Below are 21,688 nucleotides of genomic sequence, written 5' to 3' on the forward strand. Positions count from 1 at the left end.
CACCGCCTGCTATGGCTGAGGCAGATATTGCGATCGTCAGGATCGCGCCAGAGACGAGCTTCAAGAACAAGGCTTATGAGGCCTTGAAGGAAGCTATTCTCAAGATGGACATCTATACGACGCCCGAGCCGGTGATGCTCGACGAGCGCGCCTTGTCCGAGCGCCTCGGCGTCAGCCGCACCCCGATCCGCGAAGCGATCGCCATGCTCGAGCAGGACGGTTTCGTCAAAACCGTGCCGCGCCGCGGCATCGTCGTGGTCCGCCGCACCAAGACCGAGATCGTCGACATGATCCGCGCCTGGGCCGCGCTCGAGAGCATGGCCGCACGGTTGATCACGACCACCGCGCGCAAGAAGGACATCACGGCGCTCCGCGACTACTTCAAGGATTTCAACAGCGACCGCCGGCCGGAAGATCACATCGAGGAATATTCCAAGGCCAACATCGCCTTCCATCAGGCCCTGATCTCGCTGTCCGAGAATCAGGTCCTGGTCGATATGACCAACGACATCCTGTTGCATGTGCGCGGCTACCGGCAACTCACGATCGGGCGGAAGGATCGCACCGCGACATCGCTACCCGAGCATCTCGGCATCATCGAGGCGCTCGAGGCGCGCGACACCGAGCTCGCGGAAAAGCGCGCGCGCGACCACACGCTTGGCCTTGCCGCTTACGTCGAAGCGCACGGCCAAGAACTGTTCACTTAACGAGAACTTTTCACTTAAAGCGTCACTCAGAAGACGACGAACTCGTCCGAACCAGAAAAGCCAGAGGGAGACCAGGCCCATGCTAAATACTGCCACCAAGACGACTGAAGCACCGGGCACGGAACAAGAGCTGACGGACGGATTCCATCTCGTCATCGACGCGCTGAAGCTGAATGGCATCGACACTGTCTACGGCGTGCCGGGCATTCCGATCACGGATCTCGGCCGCATGGCGCAGGCGGCGGGCATTCGCGTGTTGTCGTTCCGCCATGAGCAGAACGCAGGCTACGCGGCTGCGATCGCGGGCTTCCTCACCAAGAAACCCGGCGTCTGCCTGACGGTGTCGGCGCCCGGCTTCCTCAACGGCCTCACCGCGCTCGCGCACGCCACCACCAACTGCTTCCCGATGATCCTGGTCTCCGGTTCCTCGGAGCGCGAGATCGTCGACCTGCAGCAGGGCGACTATGAGGAAATGGACCAGCTCGCGATCGCCAAGCCGCTCTGCAAGGCGGCGTTCCGGGTGCTGCACGCGCAGGATATCGGCATCGGCTTTGCCCGTGCGATCCGTGCCGCCGTGTCCGGCCGTCCCGGCGGCGTCTATCTCGACCTGCCGGCAAAGCTGTTCTCGCAGGTGATGAATGCCGAAGCCGGCCAGAAGTCGCTGGTGAAGGTGATTGATGCGGCGCCGGCGCAGATCCCTGCCCCGTCGGCGGTCAAGCGCGCGCTCGACGTGCTCAAGGGCGCCAAGCGTCCGCTGATCATCCTCGGCAAGGGCGCAGCCTACGCGCAGGCCGATGACGCGATCCGCAGCTTCGTCGAGAAGAGCGGCGCGCCGTTCCTGCAGATGAGCATGGCCAAGGGCCTCCTGCCCGACACGCATCCGCAATCCGCAGGCGCCGCCCGCTCGACGGTGTTGAAGGATGCCGACGTGGTGATGCTGATCGGCGCCCGCCTCAACTGGCTGCTCTCGCATGGCAAGGGCAAGACCTGGGGCGACGCGCCGAAGAAATTCATCCAGGTCGATATCGAGCCGAAGGAGATGGATTCCAACGTCGAAATCGCAGCTCCCCTGGTCGGCGATGTCGGCTCCTGCGTCACTGCTTTGCTCGAGGGCATGGGCGGCAACTGGCCGGTGGCGCCCGCCGACTGGACTACAAAAGTCAACGCCAAGCGCGACGAGAACGTTGCCAAGATGGCGCCGAAGCTGATGAGCAATGCCTCGCCGATGGATTATCACGGCGCGCTCGGCGTGCTCCGCACCGTCATCAAGGAGCGGCCCGACGCCATCCTCGTCAACGAAGGCGCCAACACCCTCGACCTCGCCCGTGGCGTCATCGACATGTACCAGCCGCGCAAGCGGCTCGATGTCGGCACCTGGGGCGTGATGGGCATCGGCATGGGCTATGCGATCGCAGCCGCCATCGAGACCGGCAAGCCGGTGCTCGCGGTGGAAGGCGACAGCGCCTTTGGTTTTTCGGGCATGGAGATCGAGACCATCTGCCGCTACGACCTGCCCGTCTGCGTCGTCGTCTTCAACAATGACGGCATCTATCGCGGCACCGACACCAATTCGGCCGGCGCCGATCCCGCCACCACGGTGTTCGTGAAGGGCGCGCGCTACGACAAGATGATCGAGGCGTTCGGCGGCGTCGGCGTCAACGCGACCTCGCCGGATGAATTGAAGCGTGCCGTCAATGCGGCGATGGACTCCGGCAAGCCGACGCTGATCAACGCGGTGATCGATCCGGCGGCGGGTTCGGAGAGCGGCCGCATCGGCAATCTCAATCCGCAGAGCGTTCTGAAGAAGAAGTAACGGATCAACTGAACGGCGTCATTCCCCGCGAAAGCGGGGAATCCAGTAGCCGCCGAGCTATCGTGAGGCGAACACTGAGCCCGACTGAATCGACGGTGATTACTGGATGCCCGCCTTCTCGGGCATGACAGCAACAGGTAGTAACAAGGAGAGGACAGATGACTAAGGCGCTTACGGGCGTTCGCATTCTCGATTTCACCCATGTCCAGTCGGGACCGACCTGCACCCAGCTCCTGGCCTGGTTCGGCGCCGACGTGATCAAGGTCGAGCGCCCCGGCGTCGGCGACATCACGCGTGGCCAGTTGCAGGACGTCCCGAACGTGGACAGCCTGTATTTCACCATGCTCAACCACAACAAGCGCTCGATCACGCTCGACACCAAGAACCCGAAGGGCAAGGAAGTCCTGACCGCGCTGATCAAGAAGTGCGACGTGCTGGTGGAGAATTTCGGCCCCGGCGTGCTCGACCGCATGGGCTTTCCCTGGGAGAAGATCCAACAGATCAACCCGCAGATGATCGTGGCCTCGATCAAGGGCTTTGGCCCCGGTCCGTATGAAGACTGCAAGGTCTATGAGAACGTCGCGCAGTGCACCGGCGGCGCAGCCTCGACCACCGGCTTCCGCGACGACGTGCCGCTCGTCACCGGCGCGCAGATCGGCGACAGCGGCACCGGGCTGCATCTGGCGCTCGGCATCGTCACCGCCCTGTTCCACCGCACCAAGAGCGGCAAGGGCCAGCGGGTCACCGCTGCGATGCAGGACGGCGTGCTCAACCTCTGCCGCGTCAAGCTGCGCGACCAGCAGCGCCTCGCGCATGGCCCGCTCAAGGAATACAGCCAGTTCGGCGAGGGCATTCCGTTCGGCGACGCCGTGCCGCGCGCCGGCAATGATTCCGGCGGCGGCCAGCCCGGGCGCATCCTGAAGTGCAAGGGCTGGGAGACCGATCCCAACGCCTACATCTACTTCATCACGCAGGCGCCGGTCTGGGAGAAGATCTGCGACGTGATCGGCGAGCCCACCTGGAAGACCGATCCGAACTATGCCAAGCCGCCGGCCCGTCTGCCGCGGCTGAACGAGATCTTCGCCCGCATCGAGCAGTGGACCACGACCAAGACCAAGTTCGAGGCGATGGAGATCCTCAACCAATACGACATCCCCTGCGGCCCGATCCTGTCGATGAAGGAACTCGCCGAGGACCAGTCGCTGCGCGCGACCGGCACCGTGGTCGAGGTCGACCACCCCACCCGCGGCAAGTATCTGTCGGTCGGCAACCCGATCAAGCTCTCGGACAGCCCGAGCGAGGTGCTCCGCTCGCCGCTGCTCGGCGAGCACACCGACGAGGTTCTGCGCCAGGTGCTGGGCTTCAGCGATCACCAGGTCGCCGAGATCCACGACTCCGGCGCACTCGACCCGCCGCAGAAGCAGGCGGCCGAGTAAGAAGGCCATCAAGCTGGAAACATAGGCCGCCGGGAACCCCCGGCGGTCTTTTTGCCATTTGGGATGCCTGATAACTGATCTATGCTGCATTGCAAAAGACGGATGCTGCTATGCAAACAAATGCGTTGTTGCTGGCATCTGGTATACATAGATTGTCCCCAGATCACGAAGCGGTAGTTCCGCTGCAACTTCAGAAGGGGACATCATGTCCAAGACTGCTTCCATCGCAATTTCGGCCCCGACCTCGCTGTGGGGACGTTTGCTGGCCACGATCGATCGGCTGCTGATGAAGAGCGCCGAGATCTCGATCCGCAACGGCGACTTGCCGCGCTTCGGCCTCTAAGGCTTCGCAGCGATGCCAATTCCGGCGCCAACGCCGTCGAGGTAGCGCCGCCGAGAACCACATTTTCTTTGAACGAATGGCCCCTGCTCCGGGGCCATTTCTTTTTCTTCCGGAATGACCGGTGACGGCCCAACTGCGACAAAGTAGCTCGGAAAGTGGTCCACCGCGCCGATTGTTTGCAAGCTGGTATGTCGCATACCTTAGAGTAGTACGCTAGCCGACAACAACCAGCCTGAGGGCGTCAGTCCGGCGCAAGAGGCCAAGGGCGATCTAACCTTCCCGGCTCCTCCAGGGGATCGAGCATTATTCGAAAGAAGCGGATGCCGCGCCTGAACAGCCCTCATACAGTTCCAATCGGCAGCACGATCGTAACAGGTGATCGATCACCGGAAAGACGCCGTATGACCCGAAGCACGTGATCGAGACGGGTTGCTCGCAAGCCGACAAAGAGCGGCGCGTTCAAAGTTCGACAGGGAGGACACCAGATGAAGCATTCCATTCTGCATGTTGCATTGGCAGCCGTCGCAGCGTTGTGCGCGAGCGGTACCGCGGCCTCTGCCGCCTGGGAGCCGGTTCGTCCGGTCGAGTTCATCGTACCCGCCGGCACAGGCGGCGGTGCCGATCAGATGGCGCGCACGATCCAGGGCATCGTGACCAAGCACAACCTGATGAAGCAGCCGATGGTCGTCATCAACAAGGCGGGTGGCGCCGGCGGTGAAGGCTTTCTCGATGTGAAGAGCTCATCGGGCAATCCCCACAAGATCATCATTACATTGTCGAACCTTTTCACGACGCCACTGGCAACCGGGATTCCCTTCAACTGGAAGGATATGACCCCCGTCGCAATGCTGGCGCTCGACGAATTCGTGCTCTGGGTGAATGCCGAGAAATCCTACAACAAGGTCGGCGAATATGTTGACGCCGTAAAGAAAGCGCCGGCCGGCACGTTCAAAATGGGAGGCACCGGCTCGAAGCAGGAGGACCAGATCATCACCGTCGCCGTCGAGAAGGCGATCGATACCAAGTTCACCTACATCCCCTACAAGGGCGGCGGCGAAGTCGCCGTTCAGCTGGTCGGCAACCACGTCGATTCGACCGTCAACAATCCGATCGAAGCGGTCGCGCAATGGCGCGGCGGCAAGCTCCGTCCGCTCTGCGTCTTCGACGCCCAGCCGATGGCCTATGACGAGCCGATCGCCGACGGCAAGAGCTGGAAGGATATTCCGACCTGCAAATCGCAGGGTCTCGAGATGGAGTATCTGATGTTGCGTGGCATCTTCATGCCGCCGAAGGCGACCAAGGATCACATCGAATATTACGTCGAACTGTTCAAGAAGGTGCGCGCCACGCCTGAATGGCAGGATTTCATGAAGAGCGGCGCATTCAACACCACTTTCCTGACCGGGGCCGACTACGCCAAGTGGGTCGAGGCGGAGCAAAAGCGCCACGAGGTATTGATGAAAGAGGCTGGCTTCCTCGCCTCGGCGAATTGATCCGGCGATATCAACCACGCTCGCACGAGCGTGCCCCTCGATTTCTAGAGCGTTTTCGAGCGAAGTGGAGACCGGTTCGCGTGAAGAAAACGCGTCAAAACAAGAATCTAGAGCTTCGGTTCTGATTCCATCAGAACCGAAGCTCTGTCCCGAGATCACGGTTCAGCCTGGAGGCTCTATGAGTGCGCGTAGATCAGACGCTGCCGGCCCGACACACAAGACGATGGAAACCGGTATGGCGCTGCTGATTGCAGCCTTCGGCATCATCGTGATCATCGGCAGCTTGAAGGCGGGCATCAGTTGGGGCGCAGAGGGCCCACGCGCGGGTTTCTTTCCCTTCTACATTGGAATCTCCATCGTCGCAGCGAGCGCCATCAATCTCTGGAGCGCGCTGCGCGACCATGACGACCGATTGTTCGCAGAGTGGGGACAACTTCGCCAAGTGATGAGCGTGGTCGTGCCCACCGCGATCTATGTCGGTTCGATGCCCTTTGTCGGGCTCTATGTCGCCTCGATCATTTTCATCGGCTGGTTCATGCCGTGGCTTGGCGGCTACCGATGGCTCCCGACGGCTGCGGTGGCGTTCGGCATGCCCATCATCACCTATCTTGTCTTCGAACGCTGGTTCCTCGTTCCCCTTCCCAAAGGCCCTATCGAGGAATGGCTCGGCCTATAGAAGCCGTTCGCTATTGCAGGACGTATCGAAATGGAAGAACTCGCCAATCTTTTTCACGGCTTCGCCGTAGCCCTGCAGCCCTACAACATGATGCTGATGGTCGTGGGCATCATGCTCGGGGTGATCATTGGCGTGCTTCCCGGGCTCGGCGGCGCAAACGGCGTTGCAATTCTCTTGCCGCTGACCTTCAGCATGCCGCCGACATCGGCGATCATCATGCTGTCCTGCATCTACTGGGGCGCATTGTTCGGTGGGGCCATCACCTCGATCCTGTTCAACATACCCGGTGAACCCTGGTCGGTGGCAACGACGTTCGATGGCTATCCGATGGCACAGCAGGGCAAGCCTGGCGAAGCGTTGACGGCAGCCTTCACCTCCTCGTTCGTGGGCGCACTGTTCGCCGTTGCCATGATCACGCTGGTTGCGCCGCTGGTCGCAAGCTTCGCGCTGCGATTTGGTCCTGCGGAAAAATTCGCTGTGTACTTCCTCGCGTTTTGCAGCTTTGTCGGGCTGAGCAAGGAGCCGCCTTTCAAGACCATCGCCGCGATGATGATCGGTTTCGCGCTTGCGGCCGTCGGCCTCGATTCGATCACAGGGCAGTTGCGATTGACGTTCGGGATCACCGAATTGCTCAACGGGTTCGATTTTCTGATCGCCGTCATCGGCCTCTTCGGTATCGGCGAGATCCTTCTGACAATGGAGGAAGGATTGAGCTTCCGCGGCGGCAACGCGAAAATCAATCTGCGCGTGGTGCTGCAAACCTGGAAAGAGCTGCCCGCATATTGGGTGACGTCATTGCGCTCGTGCCTGATCGGGTGCTGGATGGGTGTCACGCCGGCCGGAGCAACGCCGGCATCCTTCATGAGCTACGGCATCGCCAAGCGGCTGGCGAGGAACGGCAAGTATTTCGGCAAGGGAGAAATCGAGGGCGTGATCGCGCCGGAGACGGCAGCTCACGCCGCCGGCACCTCGGCATTGCTGCCAATGCTATCGCTCGGAGTGCCGGGATCTCCGACGGCGGCTGTTCTTCTCGGCGGCCTGTTGATCTGGGGCCTGCAGCCCGGCCCCATGCTATTTGTCGAGCAGAAGGAATTCGTCTGGGGTCTGATCGCCTCGATGTATCTCGGCAATCTCGCAGGCCTGCTCGTCGTGCTCACCTGCGTGCCGATATTCGCCGCGATCCTTCGCGTGCCGTTCAGCATCATTGCGCCCCTTATTCTGGTGCTCTGCGCAATCGGCGCCTATTCGGTTCACAACAGCACATTCGACGTGATGCTGATGCTGGTCTTCGGCGTGCTCGGCTATCTGCTCAAGAAGTGCAACTATCCTCTCGCCCCCTTGGTGCTGGCCATTGTGCTCGGCGACAAGGCGGAGGAGGCATTCCGGCAATCGCTGCTCGGATCGCAAGGCTCGCTCGCCGTATTTTTCTCAAATGGGCTGGTCAGCACCATCATGATCCTCGGGCTCGTTGCCCTTTTCTGGTCCGCGATTCAGGAAGGCTACAGCCGGCTGCGAACAGCGGCAGCCTGAGGCGCGCCCCTTCAAAATCTGGGATATAAAATGCCAGGACTCGGAACGGCTGGGCGATCGGTGTTATCGCACTTCTCGCGTCCCACCTACCCGCTCGCAGACCTCCTGGATCCGCCAGTCCAAAGCGGGCGTGCCGAACTCGCTTTCCAGAGCTGACCTTCAGATCACCCGCGACGATTCTTGCGTGAATCCAGTCGCTTCACAGCGTCGATAGAAATTGCGCTGTGGACCATCGTCTTGCGTTTGACGTGAACCCGTTCGGTTGAGCCAAGTTGTTGTTGAGTCCGAGTACCAACGCACGCATGCGACATTTGCGCGCGCCTCACACCGATGCTTGAATGTTGGCATATTAAATACCAAGATAGCCGCCGCGCGTTCGGGACATAAGATAACAGAGGCGCGCCTTGGGAGGACCTATGACAGAGATGGTGCAGGCCGCGGCTCCGCCAACCGCCCGTGTCAGCGATACCTTTCGCTGGACACAACTTGCGATCGGCGTCGCAGCGATGGTGATGATCGCCAACTATCAATACGGGTGGACATTCTTCGTCCCCGACATTCAGAAAAAATTCGGTTGGGATCGCGCCTCGATCCAGTGGGCATTCACCCTGTTCGTATTGTTCGAGACGTGGCTGGTGCCGGTCGAAGGCTGGTTCGTCGACAAATACGGCCCGCGCGTGGTGGTCCTCGTCGGCGGCATCCTCTGCGCCATCGGCTGGGCCATCAATGCCCAGGCGACCTCACTCAATGGCTACTATCTCGGCATGATCATCGCTGGCATCGGCGCCGGCGGCGTGTATGGCACCTGCGTCGGCAACGCGCTGAAATGGTTTCCCGACAAGCGCGGTCTGGCGGCCGGCATCACCGCAGCCGGCTTCGGTGCAGGCTCGGCGCTGACGGTCGCGCCGATCCAGGCGATGATCAAGGACTCCGGCTTCCAGACCACCTTCCTCTATTTCGGTCTCGGCCAGGGCATCATCATCGTGCTGCTCTCCTTTTTCCTGCTCGCGCCGAAGTCCGGACAGGTTCCGATGGTCGCGCAGAACGCCAATCTGGTACAGAGCCGGCGCAACTATCAGCCGACGGAAGTGCTGCGCCAGCCGATCTTCTGGCTGATGTACTTCATGTTCGTGATCGTCGGCGCTGGCGGCCTGATGGTGACGGCGAACCTGAAGCCGATCGCTGTGGACTGGAAGATCGACAGTGTCCCGGTGACCCTGATCGGCATGACGATGACCGCCGTGACCTTCGCCGCGACCATCGATCGTGTCCTCAACGGCCTGACACGTCCGTTCTTCGGCTGGATCTCCGACATGATCGGCCGCGAGAACACGATGTTCATCGCCTTCGGCATGGAGGGCATCGGCATCTGGGCGCTCTACATGTGGGGTCATGATCCGATCTGGTTCGTGATCCTGTCGGGCTTCGTGTTCTTCGCTTGGGGTGAGATCTACTCGCTGTTCCCCTCCACCTGCACCGACACCTTCGGCTCGAAATTCGCGACCACCAATGCCGGCCTGCTCTACACCGCCAAGGGCACGGCCGCGCTGCTGGTGCCGCTTGCGAACTACGTGCAGCAGTCCGCTGGCAATTGGGACAATGTCTTTCTCATCGCCGCCGGCGCCAACATCCTGGCATCGCTGCTCGCCATCCTCGTGCTGAAGCCATGGCGCAAGGTCGTGGTGGAAAAATCGGGCGCATCGTAGATCGCGCAACAGAGTTGGTATGAAGCGCCCGGCCCACAGCCGGGCGCTTTTTTTGCTGCGCTTCCGATTTTCCGAACTCGCCGTGACCGCCGAGCTGCGGCATGGCCTATACCGCAATGCAGCACAAGTTCGGCTTGCATTGTGGGATATAGTATACCAACATCCACCCGGTGCTTGCGACGATAAGTCACAAACTTGCGACAGAAGGCCGCAACCGCAGGCACGCGCTCGGGAGGACTTGATGGTTTTAAGCAACGCCGCCGCCGCACCCTCAGCACCTTCGTCCAGCGGCTTCCGCTGGTTTCAGCTCGCCATGGGCATCGTCTGCATGGCGATGATCGCCAACCTGCAATACGGCTGGACGCTGTTCGTCGATCCGATCGACGCGAAGCATCATTGGGGCCGTGCGGGCATCCAGCTCGCCTTCACGATCTTCGTGGTGACCGAGACCTGGCTCGTCCCCGTCGAAGCCTGGTTCGTCGACAAATACGGGCCGAGCATGGTGATCATGTTCGGCGGCGTGATGATCGCGCTGTCCTGGGTCCTCAATTCCTACGCGGATTCGCTGGCGCTGCTTTATACCGCCGCCGTGATCGGCGGCATGGGCGCCGGTGCCGTCTACGGCACCTGCGTCGGCAATGCGCTGAAATGGTTTCCGGACCGTCGGGGCCTCGCTGCCGGTGCAACCGCCGCCGGCTTCGGCGCGGGCGCCGCGCTCACCGTGGTGCCGATCGCAAGCATGATCGCCGCCAGCGGCTACCAGACCGCCTTCTTCGACTTCGGCATCGGGCAAGGCCTGATCGTGTGCGTGCTCGCCTTCTTCATTCGGCCGCCATCTGTCGCGATCGCTCCGAAAAAGAAGCAGCTCAACCTGCCCCAGACCAAGATCGATTTTACCCCGCCGCAGGTGCTGCGTAGCCCGATCTTCTGGGTGATGTACCTGGTGTTCGTGATGGTCGCCTCTGGCGGCCTGATGACCGCCGCACAGATCGCGCCGATCGCCGACGACTTCCAGATTGCCAAGACGCCGGTCTCGCTCGCCGGCATCCAGATGGCGGCACTGACGTTTGCGATCTCGCTCGATCGCGTCTTCGACGGATTCGGCCGGCCGCTGTTCGGCTGGATCTCCGACAATATCGGCCGCGAGTACACGATGTTCATCGCGTTCGGCACGGGCGCGCTGATGCTGCTGACGCTCTCGACCTATGGCGCCCATCCGATCGTGTTCGTGCTCGCGACCGCGGTCTATTTCGGCGTGTTCGGCGAGATCTACAGCCTGTTTCCGGCCACCAGCGGCGACACCTTCGGTGTGAAGTACGCCGCCACCAACAACGGCATGCTGTACACGGCGAAAGGCACCGCCTCGCTGCTGGTGCCGCTCGCCAGCATCGTTGCCAAGAATTTTGGCTGGCACGCCGTGTTCGTGATGGGCGTAGCGCTCAACGCGACGGCGGCGCTGATGGCGCTGTTCGTGATCAGGCCGATGCGACGCGCCTTCATCCTGGGCAACGAGACAGCGGCGGCAGAGGCGACCGCGCGCAGTGTCACGACAGCATGATCGCAGCCGCTGCGACCAGCGAAGGCGCACTCCGGTGCGCCTTTTCTTTTGCCAAAATTCAAAGGAATACAAAATACAACGATATGGATCAGCGAGACGCCGTCGTTCATCGGATGGAAAGCGTCAGTGTTACTTACTGTTTTTGCTATATTTTTCTGAAGGCATCTACTCCAGCTGCGTTGACAATTGGCATTTTGTATACCAGACTTGCGGCTATTAACGAACCCAAGGAGGTTGCCATGCAAGTCGGAGATATTCTGCGCAGGAAAGCCGCCCGTGTCGCAACGGTTCGCATGAACGAGACGGTGGCGATCGCCGCGCAACTGATGCGTTCGGGCAATATCAGCGCGCTGGTGGTCAAGGATGTCGTCCGCACCGAGGGCAACACGGCAGTGGGCATGTTTACCGAGCACGACGTGGTGCGCGCCATCGCCGAGCATGGCGCAGCGGGAGCCAACATGCGCGTGTCGCACTTCATCTCGGTGCAGCAGCTCGTGTCCTGCACCTCGCGCGACTCGCTCGAGCATATCCGTCACCTCATGAACAGGCACAACATCCGCCACGTGCCGGTCATCGACGATTACAGCCTGATCGGCGTCATCAGCATCCGCGACATCGCAGCCGCATTCGACGAGCAGGCGATCGCCGCGCGGGAAGCCATTCCGGCTTGAAAGCACCCCAGCGTCAGCGCGCCGGTCTGAGACGTCCTCGGCACCGGCGCACGACCAGCGCTGAAACATCAACCCCGCCTCTTTTGCGAAACATCCCATGAAGATTTGCATTTACGGCGCCGGCGCGATCGGCGGCTATCTCGGCGTGCAGCTTGCGCGCGCGGGCGTGGAAGTGAGCCTGGTCGCACGCGGCGCCCATCTCGCGGCCATGAAGGCGAACGGGCTGAAGCTCCTGATCGGCGATGAAGAGCGCATCGTGCATCCCCGCTGCACCGACGATCCGGCCGAACTCGGCACGCAGGATTTCGTCATCATCTGCCTGAAGGCGCATTCGATCACCGGCGTGCTCGAACGGATGCAGCCGCTGCTCGGGCCGCACACGCGCGTCGTCACCGCAGTCAACGGCATCCCCTATTGGTACTTCCACAAGCACGGCGGCGATCATCAGGGCTCGACGCTGGAGAGCATCGATCCCGGCGGCCGGCAGTGGCGCGAGCTTGGCCCCGAGCGCGCGATCGGCTGCATCGTCTATCCCGCCACCGAGATCGAGGCGCCCGGTGTCATCCGCCACGTCTATGGCGACCGCTTTCCGCTCGGCGAGCCCTCCGGCGAAATCACCGAGGACGTGCAGCGTCTGTCTGATGTCTTCACCAAGGCGGGCATGCAGGCGCCCGTGCTCGAGCGCATCCGCGACGAGATCTGGCTCAAGCTGTGGGGCAATGTCTGCTTCAACCCGATCAGCGCCCTCACCCATGCGACCCTGGACGTGATCTGCTCCGATCCGCCGACGCGCGCGCTGTCGAAAGCGATCATGCTGGAGACGCAGGCGATCGCCGAAACCTTCGGCGTCAAGTTCCGCGTCGACGTCGAACGTCGTATCGAGGGCGCGCGCAAGGTCGGCGCCCACAAGACCTCGATGCTGCAGGACCTCGAGCGCAGCCGCCCGATGGAGATCGATCCGCTGGTCACCGTGGTTCAGGAAATGGGACGCCTGACCGGGATCCCGACGCCGTCGCTGGATGCGATGCTGGCGCTCGCTGCCCAGCGCGCCCGGATCGCCGGGCTCTACGACGGAAGGGTGCTTCCGTCGCCGGAAGCAAAAGTTGCGGCGGCCACGTGATGTTGCAGCGTAACGTGACCCATTGGCTTCGCTTCCGCCGCCAGGGCGAGACCGGCTTCGGCGTGCTGACGCCATCCGGCATCGCTGTGCATGACGGCGAGATGTTCGGCACCTCCAAGCCGAACGGACGAATACTCGCGCTGGAGGACGTCGAGCTGCTCGCCCCCTCCGAGCCAAGCAAGATCGTCGCGCTCTGGAATAATTTCCACGCGCTCGCCGCCAAGCTGCAGCAACCTGAGCCGGCCGAGCCGCTCTATCTGCTGAAAGCAACCACCAGCGTCACCGCGCCGGGTGCCGTGATCGAGCGCCCCCTCTCCTATGACGGCAAGACCACCTATGAGGGCGAGCTCGGCATCGTGATCGGAAAGCCCTGCACCAACGTCTCTCCTGATGAGGCCGACGACTTCATCTTCGGCTACACCTGCGTCAACGACGTCACCGCCAACGACATCCTCAACCGCGACAAAACGTTTGCGCAATGGGCCCGCGCCAAGGGCTTTGACGGCTACGGCCCGTTTGGCCCCGTCATCACCGCAGGGATCGATCCGGCAAGCCTCGTCGTGCGCACCATCCTCAACGGCGCCGAGCGCCAGAACTACCCGATATCAGACATGATCTTCAGCGCGCAGGAGCTCGTCAGCAAGATCTCGCACGACATGACGCTCTTGCCCGGCGATCTCATCGCCTGCGGCACATCGGTCGGCGTCGGCGTCATGAAGGAGCCGGTCAACACCGTAACGGTGGCAATTGACGGCATCGGCGAGCTCACGAACGAATTCAGGCAGTAGCCGACGTCACCTGAAGCCAATGGCGTGAACCCCTTCATTCGAGGACTTTGGGTCGATCCGGCTAGAGCGTTTTCGAGCGAAGTGGATACCGGTTCGCGTGAAGAAAACGCGTCAAAACAAGAATCTAGAGCTTCGGTTCTGATTCAATCAGAACCGAAGCTCTAGTTCCGCCTTGCGGAAACAACGCGGCGCTTTTGCATGATGGCGTTGCCCTGACCATCACCCGCCCCCGTGGACTTTTGCAGGGGGCGACGGCATCCTGCTGTCCGAAATTCTCGATAAACAACGCGCGGCCGTTCGCGCCGGGGAAACAGAGGGCAGTAATGATCAAGACACGCTTCACCGAGCTTTTCGGCGTCGAGCACCCGATCGTGCAGGGCGGCATGCAATGGGTCGGACGCGCGGAACTCGTCGCTGCCGTCGCCAATGCCGGCGCGCTCGGCATGATCACGGCGCTGACCCAGCCGACACCGGATGATCTCCGCAAGGAAATCGCGCGCTGCCGCGAGATGACCGACAAGCCGTTTGGCGTGAACCTGACCATCCTGCCTGCGATCAAGCCGCCGCCTTACGCAGAATACCGCCAGGTCATCATCGAGAGCGGCATCAAGATCGTCGAGACCGCGGGCAACAAGCCACAGGAACATGTCGACGAGTTCAGGAAGCACGGCGTCAAGGTCGTGCACAAATGCACCAGCGTCCGCCACGCGCTGTCGGCGGAGCGCATGGGCGTGGACGCGATCTCGATCGACGGCTTCGAATGCGCCGGTCATCCCGGCGAGGACGACACCCCCGGCCTGATCCTGATCCCCTGCGCGGCCGACAAGGTGAAGATCCCGATGATCGCCTCCGGCGGCTTCGGCGACGGCCGCGGCTTGGCGGCTGCGCTGGCGCTCGGCGCCGACGGCATCAACATGGGCACACGCTTCATGTGCACCAAGGAGAGCCCGATCCATCAGCTCGTCAAGGAGCGCATCGTCGCCAATGACGAGCGCGAGACCGAGCTGATCTTCCGCACCATGCGCAACACCTCCCGCGTCGCCAGGAACGCGATCTCGACCAAGGTGGTCGCGATGGAGAAGGAAGGCGCGAAATTCGAGGACGTGCGCGAACTCGTCGCCGGCGCCCGCGGCAAGATGGTCTACGCTAGCGGCGATGCCGACGAAGGCATCTGGTCGGCCGGCCAGGTGCAGGGCCTGATCCACGACATCCCGAGCTGCGCCGAACTGGTATCGCGCATCGTACGCGATGCGGAGGCGATCATCCGCGGCCGTCTCGAGAGCATGATTTCGGGGGCGCAGCGCCAGGCCGCCGAATAGAGCATTTTCGAGCGAAGTGGAGACCGGTTCGCGTGAAGAAAACGCGTCAAAACAAGAATATAGAGCGGTCTTGCTGCCCAACCAAAGAGAAGAGCCGATGAAAGCCTATGTCTATGGCGCCAATGGCGCTGAGATCACCGACGTCGCCAAGCCAACGCCGAAGGGTACGCAGGTGCTGGTCAAGGTTCACGCCTGTGGCCTCAACCGCGCCGATCTCGGTATGACCAAGGGCCATGCCCATGGCAGCGCGGGCGGCGTCGGCACCGTGCTCGGCATGGAGTGGGCCGGCGAGGTTGCCGAGCTCGGACCTGACGCCAAGGGCGTCAAGGTCGGGGACAAGATCATGGGTTCCGGCAGCGCCGCCTTTGCTGAATACACGCTTGCCGATCACGGCCGGCTGTTCCGCGCGCCCTCGAACATGAATTTCGAGGACGCCGCCACTCTCCCCGTCGCACTCGCGACCATGCACAACGCCGTCGTCACCAATGGCGCGCTCCAGGCGGGACAGACTGTGCTGATCCAGGGTGCCAGTTCCGGCGTCGGGTTGATGGCGATGCAGATCGCCAAGCTCAAGGGCGCGAAGCTCGTGATCGGCTCCTCGACCGACGCGATGCGGCGCGGCCGGCTGAAGGATTTCGGCGCCGATCTCGCGATCGATTCCAGCGACCCCACCTGGGTCGAGCAGGTGCTGAAGGCAACCGGCGGCGAAGGCGTCGACCTCATCGTCGACCAGGTCTCCGGCAAGGTCGCCAACCAGAACCTCGCTGCGACCAAGATCAAGGGCCGCATCGTCAATGTCGGCCGGCTCGGCGGCACCCATGCCGATTTCAACTTCGACCTGCACGCGGCGCGCCGCATCCACTATATCGGCGTCACCTTCCGCACCCGCACTATCGAGGAGATCCGCGAGATCTTCGACGAGGTCCGCAAGGACATCTGGGGCGCGGTGGAATCGCGCAAGCTGCAACTGCCGATCGACCGCGTCTACAAGTTCGACGAAATCGGCAAGGCGTTCGAGCACATGGAAGCCAACAAGCACCTCGGCAAGATCGTGGTGACGCTGTAAGCGTCGATCGTGGGGTGGGCAAGGCGCAGCGTGCCCACCATCCACGTTCGGTGCAAGAGAGGTGGGCACGCTGCGCGTTGCCCACCCTACCCGCCACGAATCTCCGGCAACTCCGCCACCGCGCCGTGCAGCTCGACCGGGGCTACGATGGCAGGTAGCACTCGACGTGATTGCGGAGTCAGTATCAGTCGAGTCCCTACCATGCGGCTCAGATTGCCCGTCCCGCTATGGTGGCCTGATAGCTATGGATCTGCTTGGCAGTCGTAATCGCCGCAAAAATCGCTGCCAAAGCGAATGCTATGGAAAAGGCGAAGAAAACAAAACGTGGCGTCATTGAGTGGGCTCACTTTCAGGACCCCCCGGGCCATATCTAACGTGAATTCCGAGGCCTTCAAGGCGCGCACGGGCGGTCCACTTAGAATCCCGCAGACTGAAGGGCCACGCCTGTCGCGAAAGGCACAGCATCGGCTTTTCTCAAACGGCGTGGGATGGCCACGCCATGTGCTCGGCCGTTTGCCCTCAGGTGAGGGAGTTGTCAGTGCGATTTGTGACGACGCCTTACGAGACGATAGACGCCATACCCGACTGCAACAAGAGCAAGAGGAAGTCCAGCGCCAGCGACAGGTCCAGGAGCGCCATGGACGCTACCAGGAGCGCCATGGACGCCACCATCGGTCCAATTGCCAGGACTGCCATCTCCGTTGAGGACGTAACCGGTGGTCGCGATCCCTACCACAGCCAGTCCGCCAAGAACGCTTTTGAGAGACAACAAACGTGCGAATTTCGTCCAAGACATCCAAAGCATGATATTTAATCTCCTCGCCGCCCCTATTTAATTAAATATTAACATTCGCGATAATAATAGCAATATTAAATAAGCGACGCAGTCGCGATGTTGCAAAGCAACACAGTCTCTGATTGATTAGCGGCTGAGCCCTCGCCCCCTCAGCCCAACGGTTGGGGCGACGCCCAGGCGTAAATCTCCGATTTTGCGCCGGAGCTAGAGCGTTTTCGAGCGAAGCATGCCCTCGGACTTGCTCCGAGGGTGGACACCGGTTCGCGTGAAGAAAACGCGTCAAAACAAGAATCTAGAGCTTCGGTTCTGATTCAATCAGAACCGAAAATGCTCTAGCCGATATCACTTGATGCGCCGCTTCGTTGCCGCATCTACGCTCGGGCGAAATGTTGCGAGGAAATCGGTTGCGGTCGCGAGGTCGCGTTCGTCCGCTCTCGGACAGCGGGAAATCGCTTCCGGCCGAGACAGTCGGTCTAGTTCCGCCCTGAGACGGACGACCTGCCCGTGACGAGTTGCCAAGTCATGGCTTATGCGGAGCAGCGCAATGAGAAGATCGCATTCTTCCATAGCGTCGAATTGAATCCTGGCTATCAGTCGTTAAGCGGCCGCTGCCGCAATCTCTGGTCCATTGTCAGCGTTTGAGAACAGGACGTCCTCGAGTCCCTCACGGTTGTTCAGCCGCACGGAGACGTCGACGATATGCTGCACGGCAACTGACATCGCACTCGCTCAAGAAATTCGATTGGACCTTGAAAATGACAGGAAATCCTGTCGGTCCTGTAATTAAATAGCGGTGGCGCCGAGCGCACTTGCCTCGACCTACTGCCCTGATAATCGGACTTCGGACGGTAGGCAAGGAGTGTGGCCCGGCAACGATCATCGTGGTTCGCCGGAAAATGCCTGCTGCAGTGCTGTCAGCCTGTCGAGCGCAGCTTGCGGCAGTGGCCCTTTCTCGACCGCTGCGAGTGCGTCCTCGAACTGCCGCGGCGTCGCCATGCCGACCAGGATCGTGCCCATCGTCGGATGGGATATTGCAAATCGCGTGGCGGCTTCGGTCAGGCTCGCCGCGAACCCCTCCGTGACCAGCGCGATGAGACGGCGTGCGCGATCGATATCGGCATCGTAGCTCATCGCCGAACCGATCGGCTCGGGCGCGGGACCCGCAATCGGATGACGCTCGGCTGAGCCCGACAGCGCGCCGCCGGCCAGTACGCGGATGCCCACGACGCCAACGCCGGCGGCCTTGGTGTGATCGAACAATCGTCCGTAGTCCTGCGCCGGATAGCTCGGCGGCAAATCGTCGGCGGCAGATGGATTGAGCATGTTGTAGACGATTTGAGCGCTGTCGAAGACGCCGGCATCGATCACTTGCTGCAGCGCCGCCGTGTCGCCGACGGCCGTCATCCCGAGGAAACGGATCTTCCCCTGCTGACGCAGCCGCTCGAACGCCGGCACCACGTCGTCGAGCACCTGCCGGACGCTCAGCGCCGATCCGCCCCCGTTCCCGGTAATCGCATTGTGCAGATGAAAGACGTCGACCCGGTCAAGACGCAGTCGCGCCAGGCTGCCTTCGAGCGATATCCTGACGGCGTCCGCAATCCGGCCAAACTCGCCGGGCGGCAACCGGACCTTGGTGCCGACGGCCACATTGGCCGGTTTCAGCCTTTGCAGGACGCGGCCAAGGTTCTTTTCCGATTCACCATCGCCGTACTGCACGGCTGTGTCGAAGTAGTTGACGCCGGCGGCGATCGCCCGCGCGACGGTGCGCTCCTGGTCGACGGGATCGCCGCGCACCATGAACCCGCCCACCGCGCCGCAGCCGAAGCCCAGCACCGAAAGCTGCATTCCCGTGCGCCCAAAGACCCGCAATTGCATCGCTGTTCCTCCGGCCGGTTGAAGATTATGCAATGTCGAACGCCGGCTACTCTACCGCAACATTTGCCGCGTGGTGATTGGCCCTCACTTTTCAATTGCAGGCTCTCTGACCGCGGCCAGCACGTAGCGCCATTAAAGGCTGGTTGTTCTCGCAAATGAAGAAAGCTGCGGTCTCGTTGGCCGCCGCAATCTGCGCGGGGCGCGCACCAGCTCATCCCGTGCAGCGAGCAGCGCGTCGCGCTCGGTCATGTCGCGCAGCCTACCTCCCCTTTGTAATCCATTTCACACATGCAGCGAGCGCGGTCCGATATGATTTCTTGAGGGGGCCTCGAAACGAGAGGCCGAGATGCCAACCTCATCTCACCTTTTGCGATGGTCGACCGAGATGCTGCCGGAGCGCGCGCGGCTCTCCACGTTCCGTGAGGAGTTTGCACGGCAGAACCTCGCCTTGGACGTGATAGATCACAGCGGCGGGCGCCCGCGTATCGACGTCACCTACTTGCCGCTCGGCGCGGTCGGCCTTTGTGGCGTGGCCGCAACGCCGGTGGAGTTTGTCCGTCACAAACACCACCTCAAGGATAGCCGTGACCAATTCGGACTGAACATCGTCGAGACCGGACCGGTCCAATTCGCAAATGCAGGCCAGGAGCATGTCTATGATGGCGGCTCCGCTTGCTTGATTGACCGGGGAAGGCCGCTGCGCGTATTTGGGCCGCGTGGCGCCAGAGTCAGATTCGTGGTCGTGCAGGCTGCCGCTCTTAGGTCTCTGGTTGCGCAGCCGGAAGATCTATCGGGTCGGCCGGTGCCTGCCGGACCTGCGCTTAGACTCCTCGACCGCTACCTGCGCTCGCTCGCATACCTCAAAGAATCTCCGTCATCCGAGCTGGCCTCCACCATCGGCATACATCTGCTCGATCTCGTGGCCGCGACGCTCGGGCCGACCGCCGAAGCTGCAAACATCGTGACGGACCGTGGTGTGAAGGAAGCCAGGCTGCAGGCGATCCTGGCTGAGATCGCGCAACGCTTCAGCGATCCCAATTTCGATCTGGACAATGTCGCCGGGGCGCTCGGCATGTCGCGGCGATACGTGCAAAAATTGCTCGAGGGGACCGGAAAGTCGTTCACCGAGCATCTTGCAGGATGCCGCCTTGAGCATGCCTTCGCGATGTTGACTGACCCGCACCATCTGCATTTGGCCATCATCGATATCGCGTTTGCAGTCGGCTTTGGTGACGTTTCTCACTTCAATCGCATGTTCCGCCGGAACTTCGGCGAGACGCCATCAGGAGTGCGGGCAGCATCGACCCATGCGGGAGCAGAAGTGATCCTGCGCCCCCTCACAGTGCGCCGGCGAGGCCGCCGAGAACGCGGGCTTGACGTGTAAGCCTGTCGGCATCGCCTTCTGGCCGATTCCAATTGCGGTGACGGTGCATTTTAAACGGGACGTCATGACCCCAGCCGATCAGCACCATCTGTGCTGCAGGATCGGTGTCGGCTGGCGCTGTCGACATGTGGCCTTGTCTTGAAGCGAGACCACAAATGACCGACCAGCGACAGGGCTAGCGCGCCCACAATAATAGGGAGCCAAATCGAAGTGGTTATGATGAAGAAGGAAATGACGACCACACGTCCAAAGACCGATTCGCTCACCGGGTACTTAAGACGTGCGAAATATGCGTAGATAACAAAGGTGACGGCCAGCACCATCCACGCAGCGACAAGCACTAGTAATACGTCAACAAGTTCGCCGAGATAATGGTGCATGGGCGCACCTCCTGACAGCGTCAGCGCGAATTGCTGTCATCCACTGTGAGCGGCCGTCGCGGTGATCGTCGAGGAGAATTTGGTCTTTTTGGCGTTCTCGGGCATCTGGAGCCGCGGTCCCCGCCAGCGCCCAGGCCATGCGGAGGCACAGCGTTCGATTCGGCCGAGCCAGGCCTGTCAACGCGCGCTCGTCGAGATGGCTCGGGCAAGGGCTCGTCCAATGCAGTCATAACCGTCGGCTGTGTTGTGCAATCCGTCAAACGTCACGAGTTCGCTCTGCGCAACCCCAGCAGTGATCGAGTTTCGCATCAGCGCAAAACGAGAGAATAGCCCGACCTTTTCCTGTTTTGCGACATCGACGATGATGCCCTCCATCGTCGAGTAGCTGGCGGAAGCGAGCACCTGTGGCGCATATTGCATGTCCATCAACACGACGTCCGAGGACCCTGCCTTAAGTGCCCTAACCCCTTCAAGAACGCTTCTCTTGAGCCCTTCGCCCGGCCGGCCCCCCCAGGCGACGTCATTAGTACCCAACTGCCAGATAACGAGATCGGGCGTGTACGCGAAAACGTCCCGCTGGAAGCGTGCGATGTTGTTTGGAATCGTATCGCCGACTCGACCGCTGTTGATGACCTCGATCGTGGCATTGGATCTAAGTCTCGAGAGCTCTCGACGCATCACCTCCGGATATGTGGCGGCGGACCTAAGCACCCAGAGTCCCACTGTTGACGATGATCCAATCGCCACAATCTTCAGCGGCTCACCAGATTTCAAACGCGCCGCCGTGCGGGGCAATTGTGCACCCAGCGAGACGTTGAAATTTGCCGAAAGGCATCTCTCCGCAGATGATAACTCGTCCTGTGCCTGAGAGGGCGCACTGCCGGACAATCCGATAAGCAAGGCCGCCACGATCGACGCTATTGGTCGAGCGGTTCCGGCACGGAGGGCAAAACAGGTCAACATCTTCCCCCAATAATTGGTCGATTCTCTCTTGACAACCCTTGGTATCAGACGCTTCGCTATGCGG

At 61.5% G+C, this 21,688-nt stretch carries 20 protein-coding genes; 15 read left to right on the forward strand and 5 right to left on the reverse strand.

Annotated elements, in window-relative coordinates; genetic code table 11:
- Nucleotides 1-11 precede the first annotated feature (11 nt).
- From ACZIRK_RS02130 to ACZIRK_RS02195, 14 genes are all read left to right on the forward strand, one after another.
- A complete protein-coding gene (locus ACZIRK_RS02130; protein ID WP_456645071.1) occupies nucleotides 12-707 on the forward strand; it encodes a GntR family transcriptional regulator in 696 nt (231 codons plus the stop codon).
- A 79-nt stretch (nucleotides 708-786) separates the two neighbouring features.
- A complete protein-coding gene (oxc, locus tag ACZIRK_RS02135; protein ID WP_130227142.1) occupies nucleotides 787-2,520 on the forward strand; it encodes an oxalyl-CoA decarboxylase in 1,734 nt (577 codons plus the stop codon).
- 158 nt (nucleotides 2,521-2,678) lie between these two features.
- Nucleotides 2,679-3,956: a formyl-CoA transferase gene (frc, locus tag ACZIRK_RS02140; protein WP_028167402.1), complete on the forward strand. Its 1,278-nt coding sequence runs from the start codon at nucleotides 2,679-2,681 to the stop codon at nucleotides 3,954-3,956.
- A gap of 205 nt (nucleotides 3,957-4,161) precedes the next feature.
- Nucleotides 4,162-4,299, forward strand: coding sequence for a hypothetical protein (locus ACZIRK_RS02145; RefSeq protein WP_225708511.1), 138 nt, complete (start codon nucleotides 4,162-4,164; stop codon nucleotides 4,297-4,299).
- A 485-nt stretch (nucleotides 4,300-4,784) separates the two neighbouring features.
- Nucleotides 4,785-5,792, forward strand: a complete 1,008-nt coding sequence (locus ACZIRK_RS02150) for a Bug family tripartite tricarboxylate transporter substrate binding protein (RefSeq protein ID WP_456645032.1) — start codon at nucleotides 4,785-4,787, stop codon at nucleotides 5,790-5,792.
- Between the two features lie 178 nt (nucleotides 5,793-5,970).
- Complete coding sequence (locus ACZIRK_RS02155; protein WP_463326888.1) at nucleotides 5,971-6,468, forward strand: tripartite tricarboxylate transporter TctB family protein; 498 nt, start codon at nucleotides 5,971-5,973, stop codon at nucleotides 6,466-6,468.
- Between the two features lie 30 nt (nucleotides 6,469-6,498).
- A complete protein-coding gene (locus ACZIRK_RS02160; protein WP_463326889.1) occupies nucleotides 6,499-7,998 on the forward strand; it encodes a tripartite tricarboxylate transporter permease in 1,500 nt (499 codons plus the stop codon).
- Between the two features lie 416 nt (nucleotides 7,999-8,414).
- Nucleotides 8,415-9,704 carry an oxalate/formate MFS antiporter gene (gene oxlT / locus ACZIRK_RS02165; RefSeq protein ID WP_463326890.1) on the forward strand — a complete coding sequence of 430 codons (1,290 nt, stop codon included), beginning with the start codon at nucleotides 8,415-8,417 and terminating at the stop codon, nucleotides 9,702-9,704.
- 241 nt (nucleotides 9,705-9,945) lie between these two features.
- The gene (gene oxlT, locus ACZIRK_RS02170; protein ID WP_463326891.1) at nucleotides 9,946-11,262 is read left to right on the forward strand and encodes an oxalate/formate MFS antiporter; all 1,317 of its coding nucleotides are present in this window, start codon (nucleotides 9,946-9,948) and stop codon (nucleotides 11,260-11,262) included.
- A gap of 239 nt (nucleotides 11,263-11,501) precedes the next feature.
- The gene (locus ACZIRK_RS02175; protein WP_463326920.1) at nucleotides 11,502-11,933 is read left to right on the forward strand and encodes a CBS domain-containing protein; all 432 of its coding nucleotides are present in this window, start codon (nucleotides 11,502-11,504) and stop codon (nucleotides 11,931-11,933) included.
- Between the two features lie 97 nt (nucleotides 11,934-12,030).
- The gene (locus tag ACZIRK_RS02180; RefSeq protein ID WP_463326892.1) at nucleotides 12,031-13,053 is read left to right on the forward strand and encodes a 2-dehydropantoate 2-reductase; all 1,023 of its coding nucleotides are present in this window, start codon (nucleotides 12,031-12,033) and stop codon (nucleotides 13,051-13,053) included.
- The gene (locus ACZIRK_RS02185; RefSeq protein WP_456645035.1) at nucleotides 13,053-13,841 is read left to right on the forward strand and encodes a fumarylacetoacetate hydrolase family protein; all 789 of its coding nucleotides are present in this window, start codon (nucleotides 13,053-13,055) and stop codon (nucleotides 13,839-13,841) included. The genes ACZIRK_RS02180 and ACZIRK_RS02185 overlap by 1 nt, the downstream gene beginning before the upstream one ends.
- A gap of 323 nt (nucleotides 13,842-14,164) precedes the next feature.
- Nucleotides 14,165-15,160: an NAD(P)H-dependent flavin oxidoreductase gene (locus ACZIRK_RS02190; RefSeq protein ID WP_028167396.1), complete on the forward strand. Its 996-nt coding sequence runs from the start codon at nucleotides 14,165-14,167 to the stop codon at nucleotides 15,158-15,160.
- 97 nt (nucleotides 15,161-15,257) lie between these two features.
- Entirely contained in the window at nucleotides 15,258-16,226 is a 969-nt protein-coding gene (locus ACZIRK_RS02195) for a zinc-binding dehydrogenase (RefSeq protein WP_463326893.1), read from the forward strand.
- Between the two features lie 208 nt (nucleotides 16,227-16,434).
- Here the strand turns inward: ACZIRK_RS02195 and ACZIRK_RS02200 are convergent, their stop codons facing one another.
- The 3 genes from ACZIRK_RS02200 to ACZIRK_RS02210 form a co-directional block, all read right to left on the reverse strand.
- Nucleotides 16,435-16,560 carry a hypothetical protein gene (locus tag ACZIRK_RS02200; protein ID WP_283807056.1) on the reverse strand — a complete coding sequence of 42 codons (126 nt, stop codon included), beginning with the start codon at nucleotides 16,558-16,560 and terminating at the stop codon, nucleotides 16,435-16,437.
- 1,059 nt (nucleotides 16,561-17,619) lie between these two features.
- Nucleotides 17,620-17,742: a hypothetical protein gene (locus ACZIRK_RS02205; RefSeq protein WP_463326894.1), complete on the reverse strand. Its 123-nt coding sequence runs from the start codon at nucleotides 17,740-17,742 to the stop codon at nucleotides 17,620-17,622.
- A gap of 156 nt (nucleotides 17,743-17,898) precedes the next feature.
- Nucleotides 17,899-18,897, reverse strand: coding sequence for an aldo/keto reductase (locus ACZIRK_RS02210; RefSeq protein WP_130227132.1), 999 nt, complete (start codon nucleotides 18,895-18,897; stop codon nucleotides 17,899-17,901).
- Between the two features lie 385 nt (nucleotides 18,898-19,282).
- Here ACZIRK_RS02210 and ACZIRK_RS02215 point away from each other — a divergent pair, with 385 nt between their 5' ends.
- Nucleotides 19,283-20,281 carry a helix-turn-helix transcriptional regulator gene (locus ACZIRK_RS02215; protein ID WP_463326895.1) on the forward strand — a complete coding sequence of 333 codons (999 nt, stop codon included), beginning with the start codon at nucleotides 19,283-19,285 and terminating at the stop codon, nucleotides 20,279-20,281.
- Between the two features lie 62 nt (nucleotides 20,282-20,343).
- Here ACZIRK_RS02215 and ACZIRK_RS02220 read toward each other — a convergent pair whose 3' ends face one another.
- Entirely contained in the window at nucleotides 20,344-20,661 is a 318-nt protein-coding gene (locus ACZIRK_RS02220) for a hypothetical protein (protein ID WP_463326896.1), read from the reverse strand.
- 177 nt (nucleotides 20,662-20,838) lie between these two features.
- On the reverse strand, nucleotides 20,839-21,570 hold the full coding sequence (locus ACZIRK_RS02225) for an SGNH/GDSL hydrolase family protein (protein ID WP_463326897.1): 732 nt from the start codon (nucleotides 21,568-21,570) through the stop codon (nucleotides 20,839-20,841).
- Nucleotides 21,571-21,688 lie beyond the last annotated feature (118 nt).

It is taken from the genome of Bradyrhizobium sp. Leo114 (assembly GCF_055229415.2).

Excerpts from the sequence above, each read along its gene's own strand:
- ACZIRK_RS02130 (WP_456645071.1), top strand. The coding sequence starts at position 12 with ATGGCTGAGGCAGATATTGCGATCGTCAGGATCGCGCCAGAGACGAGC.
- oxc (WP_130227142.1), top strand. The coding sequence starts at position 787 with ATGCTAAATACTGCCACCAAGACGACTGAAGCACCGGGCACGGAACAA.
- frc (WP_028167402.1), top strand. The coding sequence starts at position 2,679 with ATGACTAAGGCGCTTACGGGCGTTCGCATTCTCGATTTCACCCATGTC.
- ACZIRK_RS02145 (WP_225708511.1), top strand. The coding sequence starts at position 4,162 with ATGTCCAAGACTGCTTCCATCGCAATTTCGGCCCCGACCTCGCTGTGG.
- ACZIRK_RS02150 (WP_456645032.1), top strand. The coding sequence starts at position 4,785 with ATGAAGCATTCCATTCTGCATGTTGCATTGGCAGCCGTCGCAGCGTTG.
- ACZIRK_RS02155 (WP_463326888.1), top strand. The coding sequence starts at position 5,971 with ATGAGTGCGCGTAGATCAGACGCTGCCGGCCCGACACACAAGACGATG.
- ACZIRK_RS02160 (WP_463326889.1), top strand. The coding sequence starts at position 6,499 with ATGGAAGAACTCGCCAATCTTTTTCACGGCTTCGCCGTAGCCCTGCAG.
- oxlT (WP_463326890.1), top strand. The coding sequence starts at position 8,415 with ATGACAGAGATGGTGCAGGCCGCGGCTCCGCCAACCGCCCGTGTCAGC.
- oxlT (WP_463326891.1), top strand. The coding sequence starts at position 9,946 with ATGGTTTTAAGCAACGCCGCCGCCGCACCCTCAGCACCTTCGTCCAGC.
- ACZIRK_RS02175 (WP_463326920.1), top strand. The coding sequence starts at position 11,502 with ATGCAAGTCGGAGATATTCTGCGCAGGAAAGCCGCCCGTGTCGCAACG.
- ACZIRK_RS02180 (WP_463326892.1), top strand. The coding sequence starts at position 12,031 with ATGAAGATTTGCATTTACGGCGCCGGCGCGATCGGCGGCTATCTCGGC.
- ACZIRK_RS02185 (WP_456645035.1), top strand. The coding sequence starts at position 13,053 with ATGTTGCAGCGTAACGTGACCCATTGGCTTCGCTTCCGCCGCCAGGGC.
- ACZIRK_RS02190 (WP_028167396.1), top strand. The coding sequence starts at position 14,165 with ATGATCAAGACACGCTTCACCGAGCTTTTCGGCGTCGAGCACCCGATC.
- ACZIRK_RS02195 (WP_463326893.1), top strand. The coding sequence starts at position 15,258 with ATGAAAGCCTATGTCTATGGCGCCAATGGCGCTGAGATCACCGACGTC.
- ACZIRK_RS02200 (WP_283807056.1), bottom strand. The coding sequence starts at position 16,560 with ATGACGCCACGTTTTGTTTTCTTCGCCTTTTCCATAGCATTCGCTTTG.
- ACZIRK_RS02205 (WP_463326894.1), bottom strand. The coding sequence starts at position 17,742 with ATGTCAGTTGCCGTGCAGCATATCGTCGACGTCTCCGTGCGGCTGAAC.
- ACZIRK_RS02210 (WP_130227132.1), bottom strand. The coding sequence starts at position 18,897 with ATGCAATTGCGGGTCTTTGGGCGCACGGGAATGCAGCTTTCGGTGCTG.
- ACZIRK_RS02215 (WP_463326895.1), top strand. The coding sequence starts at position 19,283 with ATGCTGCCGGAGCGCGCGCGGCTCTCCACGTTCCGTGAGGAGTTTGCA.
- ACZIRK_RS02220 (WP_463326896.1), bottom strand. The coding sequence starts at position 20,661 with ATGCACCATTATCTCGGCGAACTTGTTGACGTATTACTAGTGCTTGTC.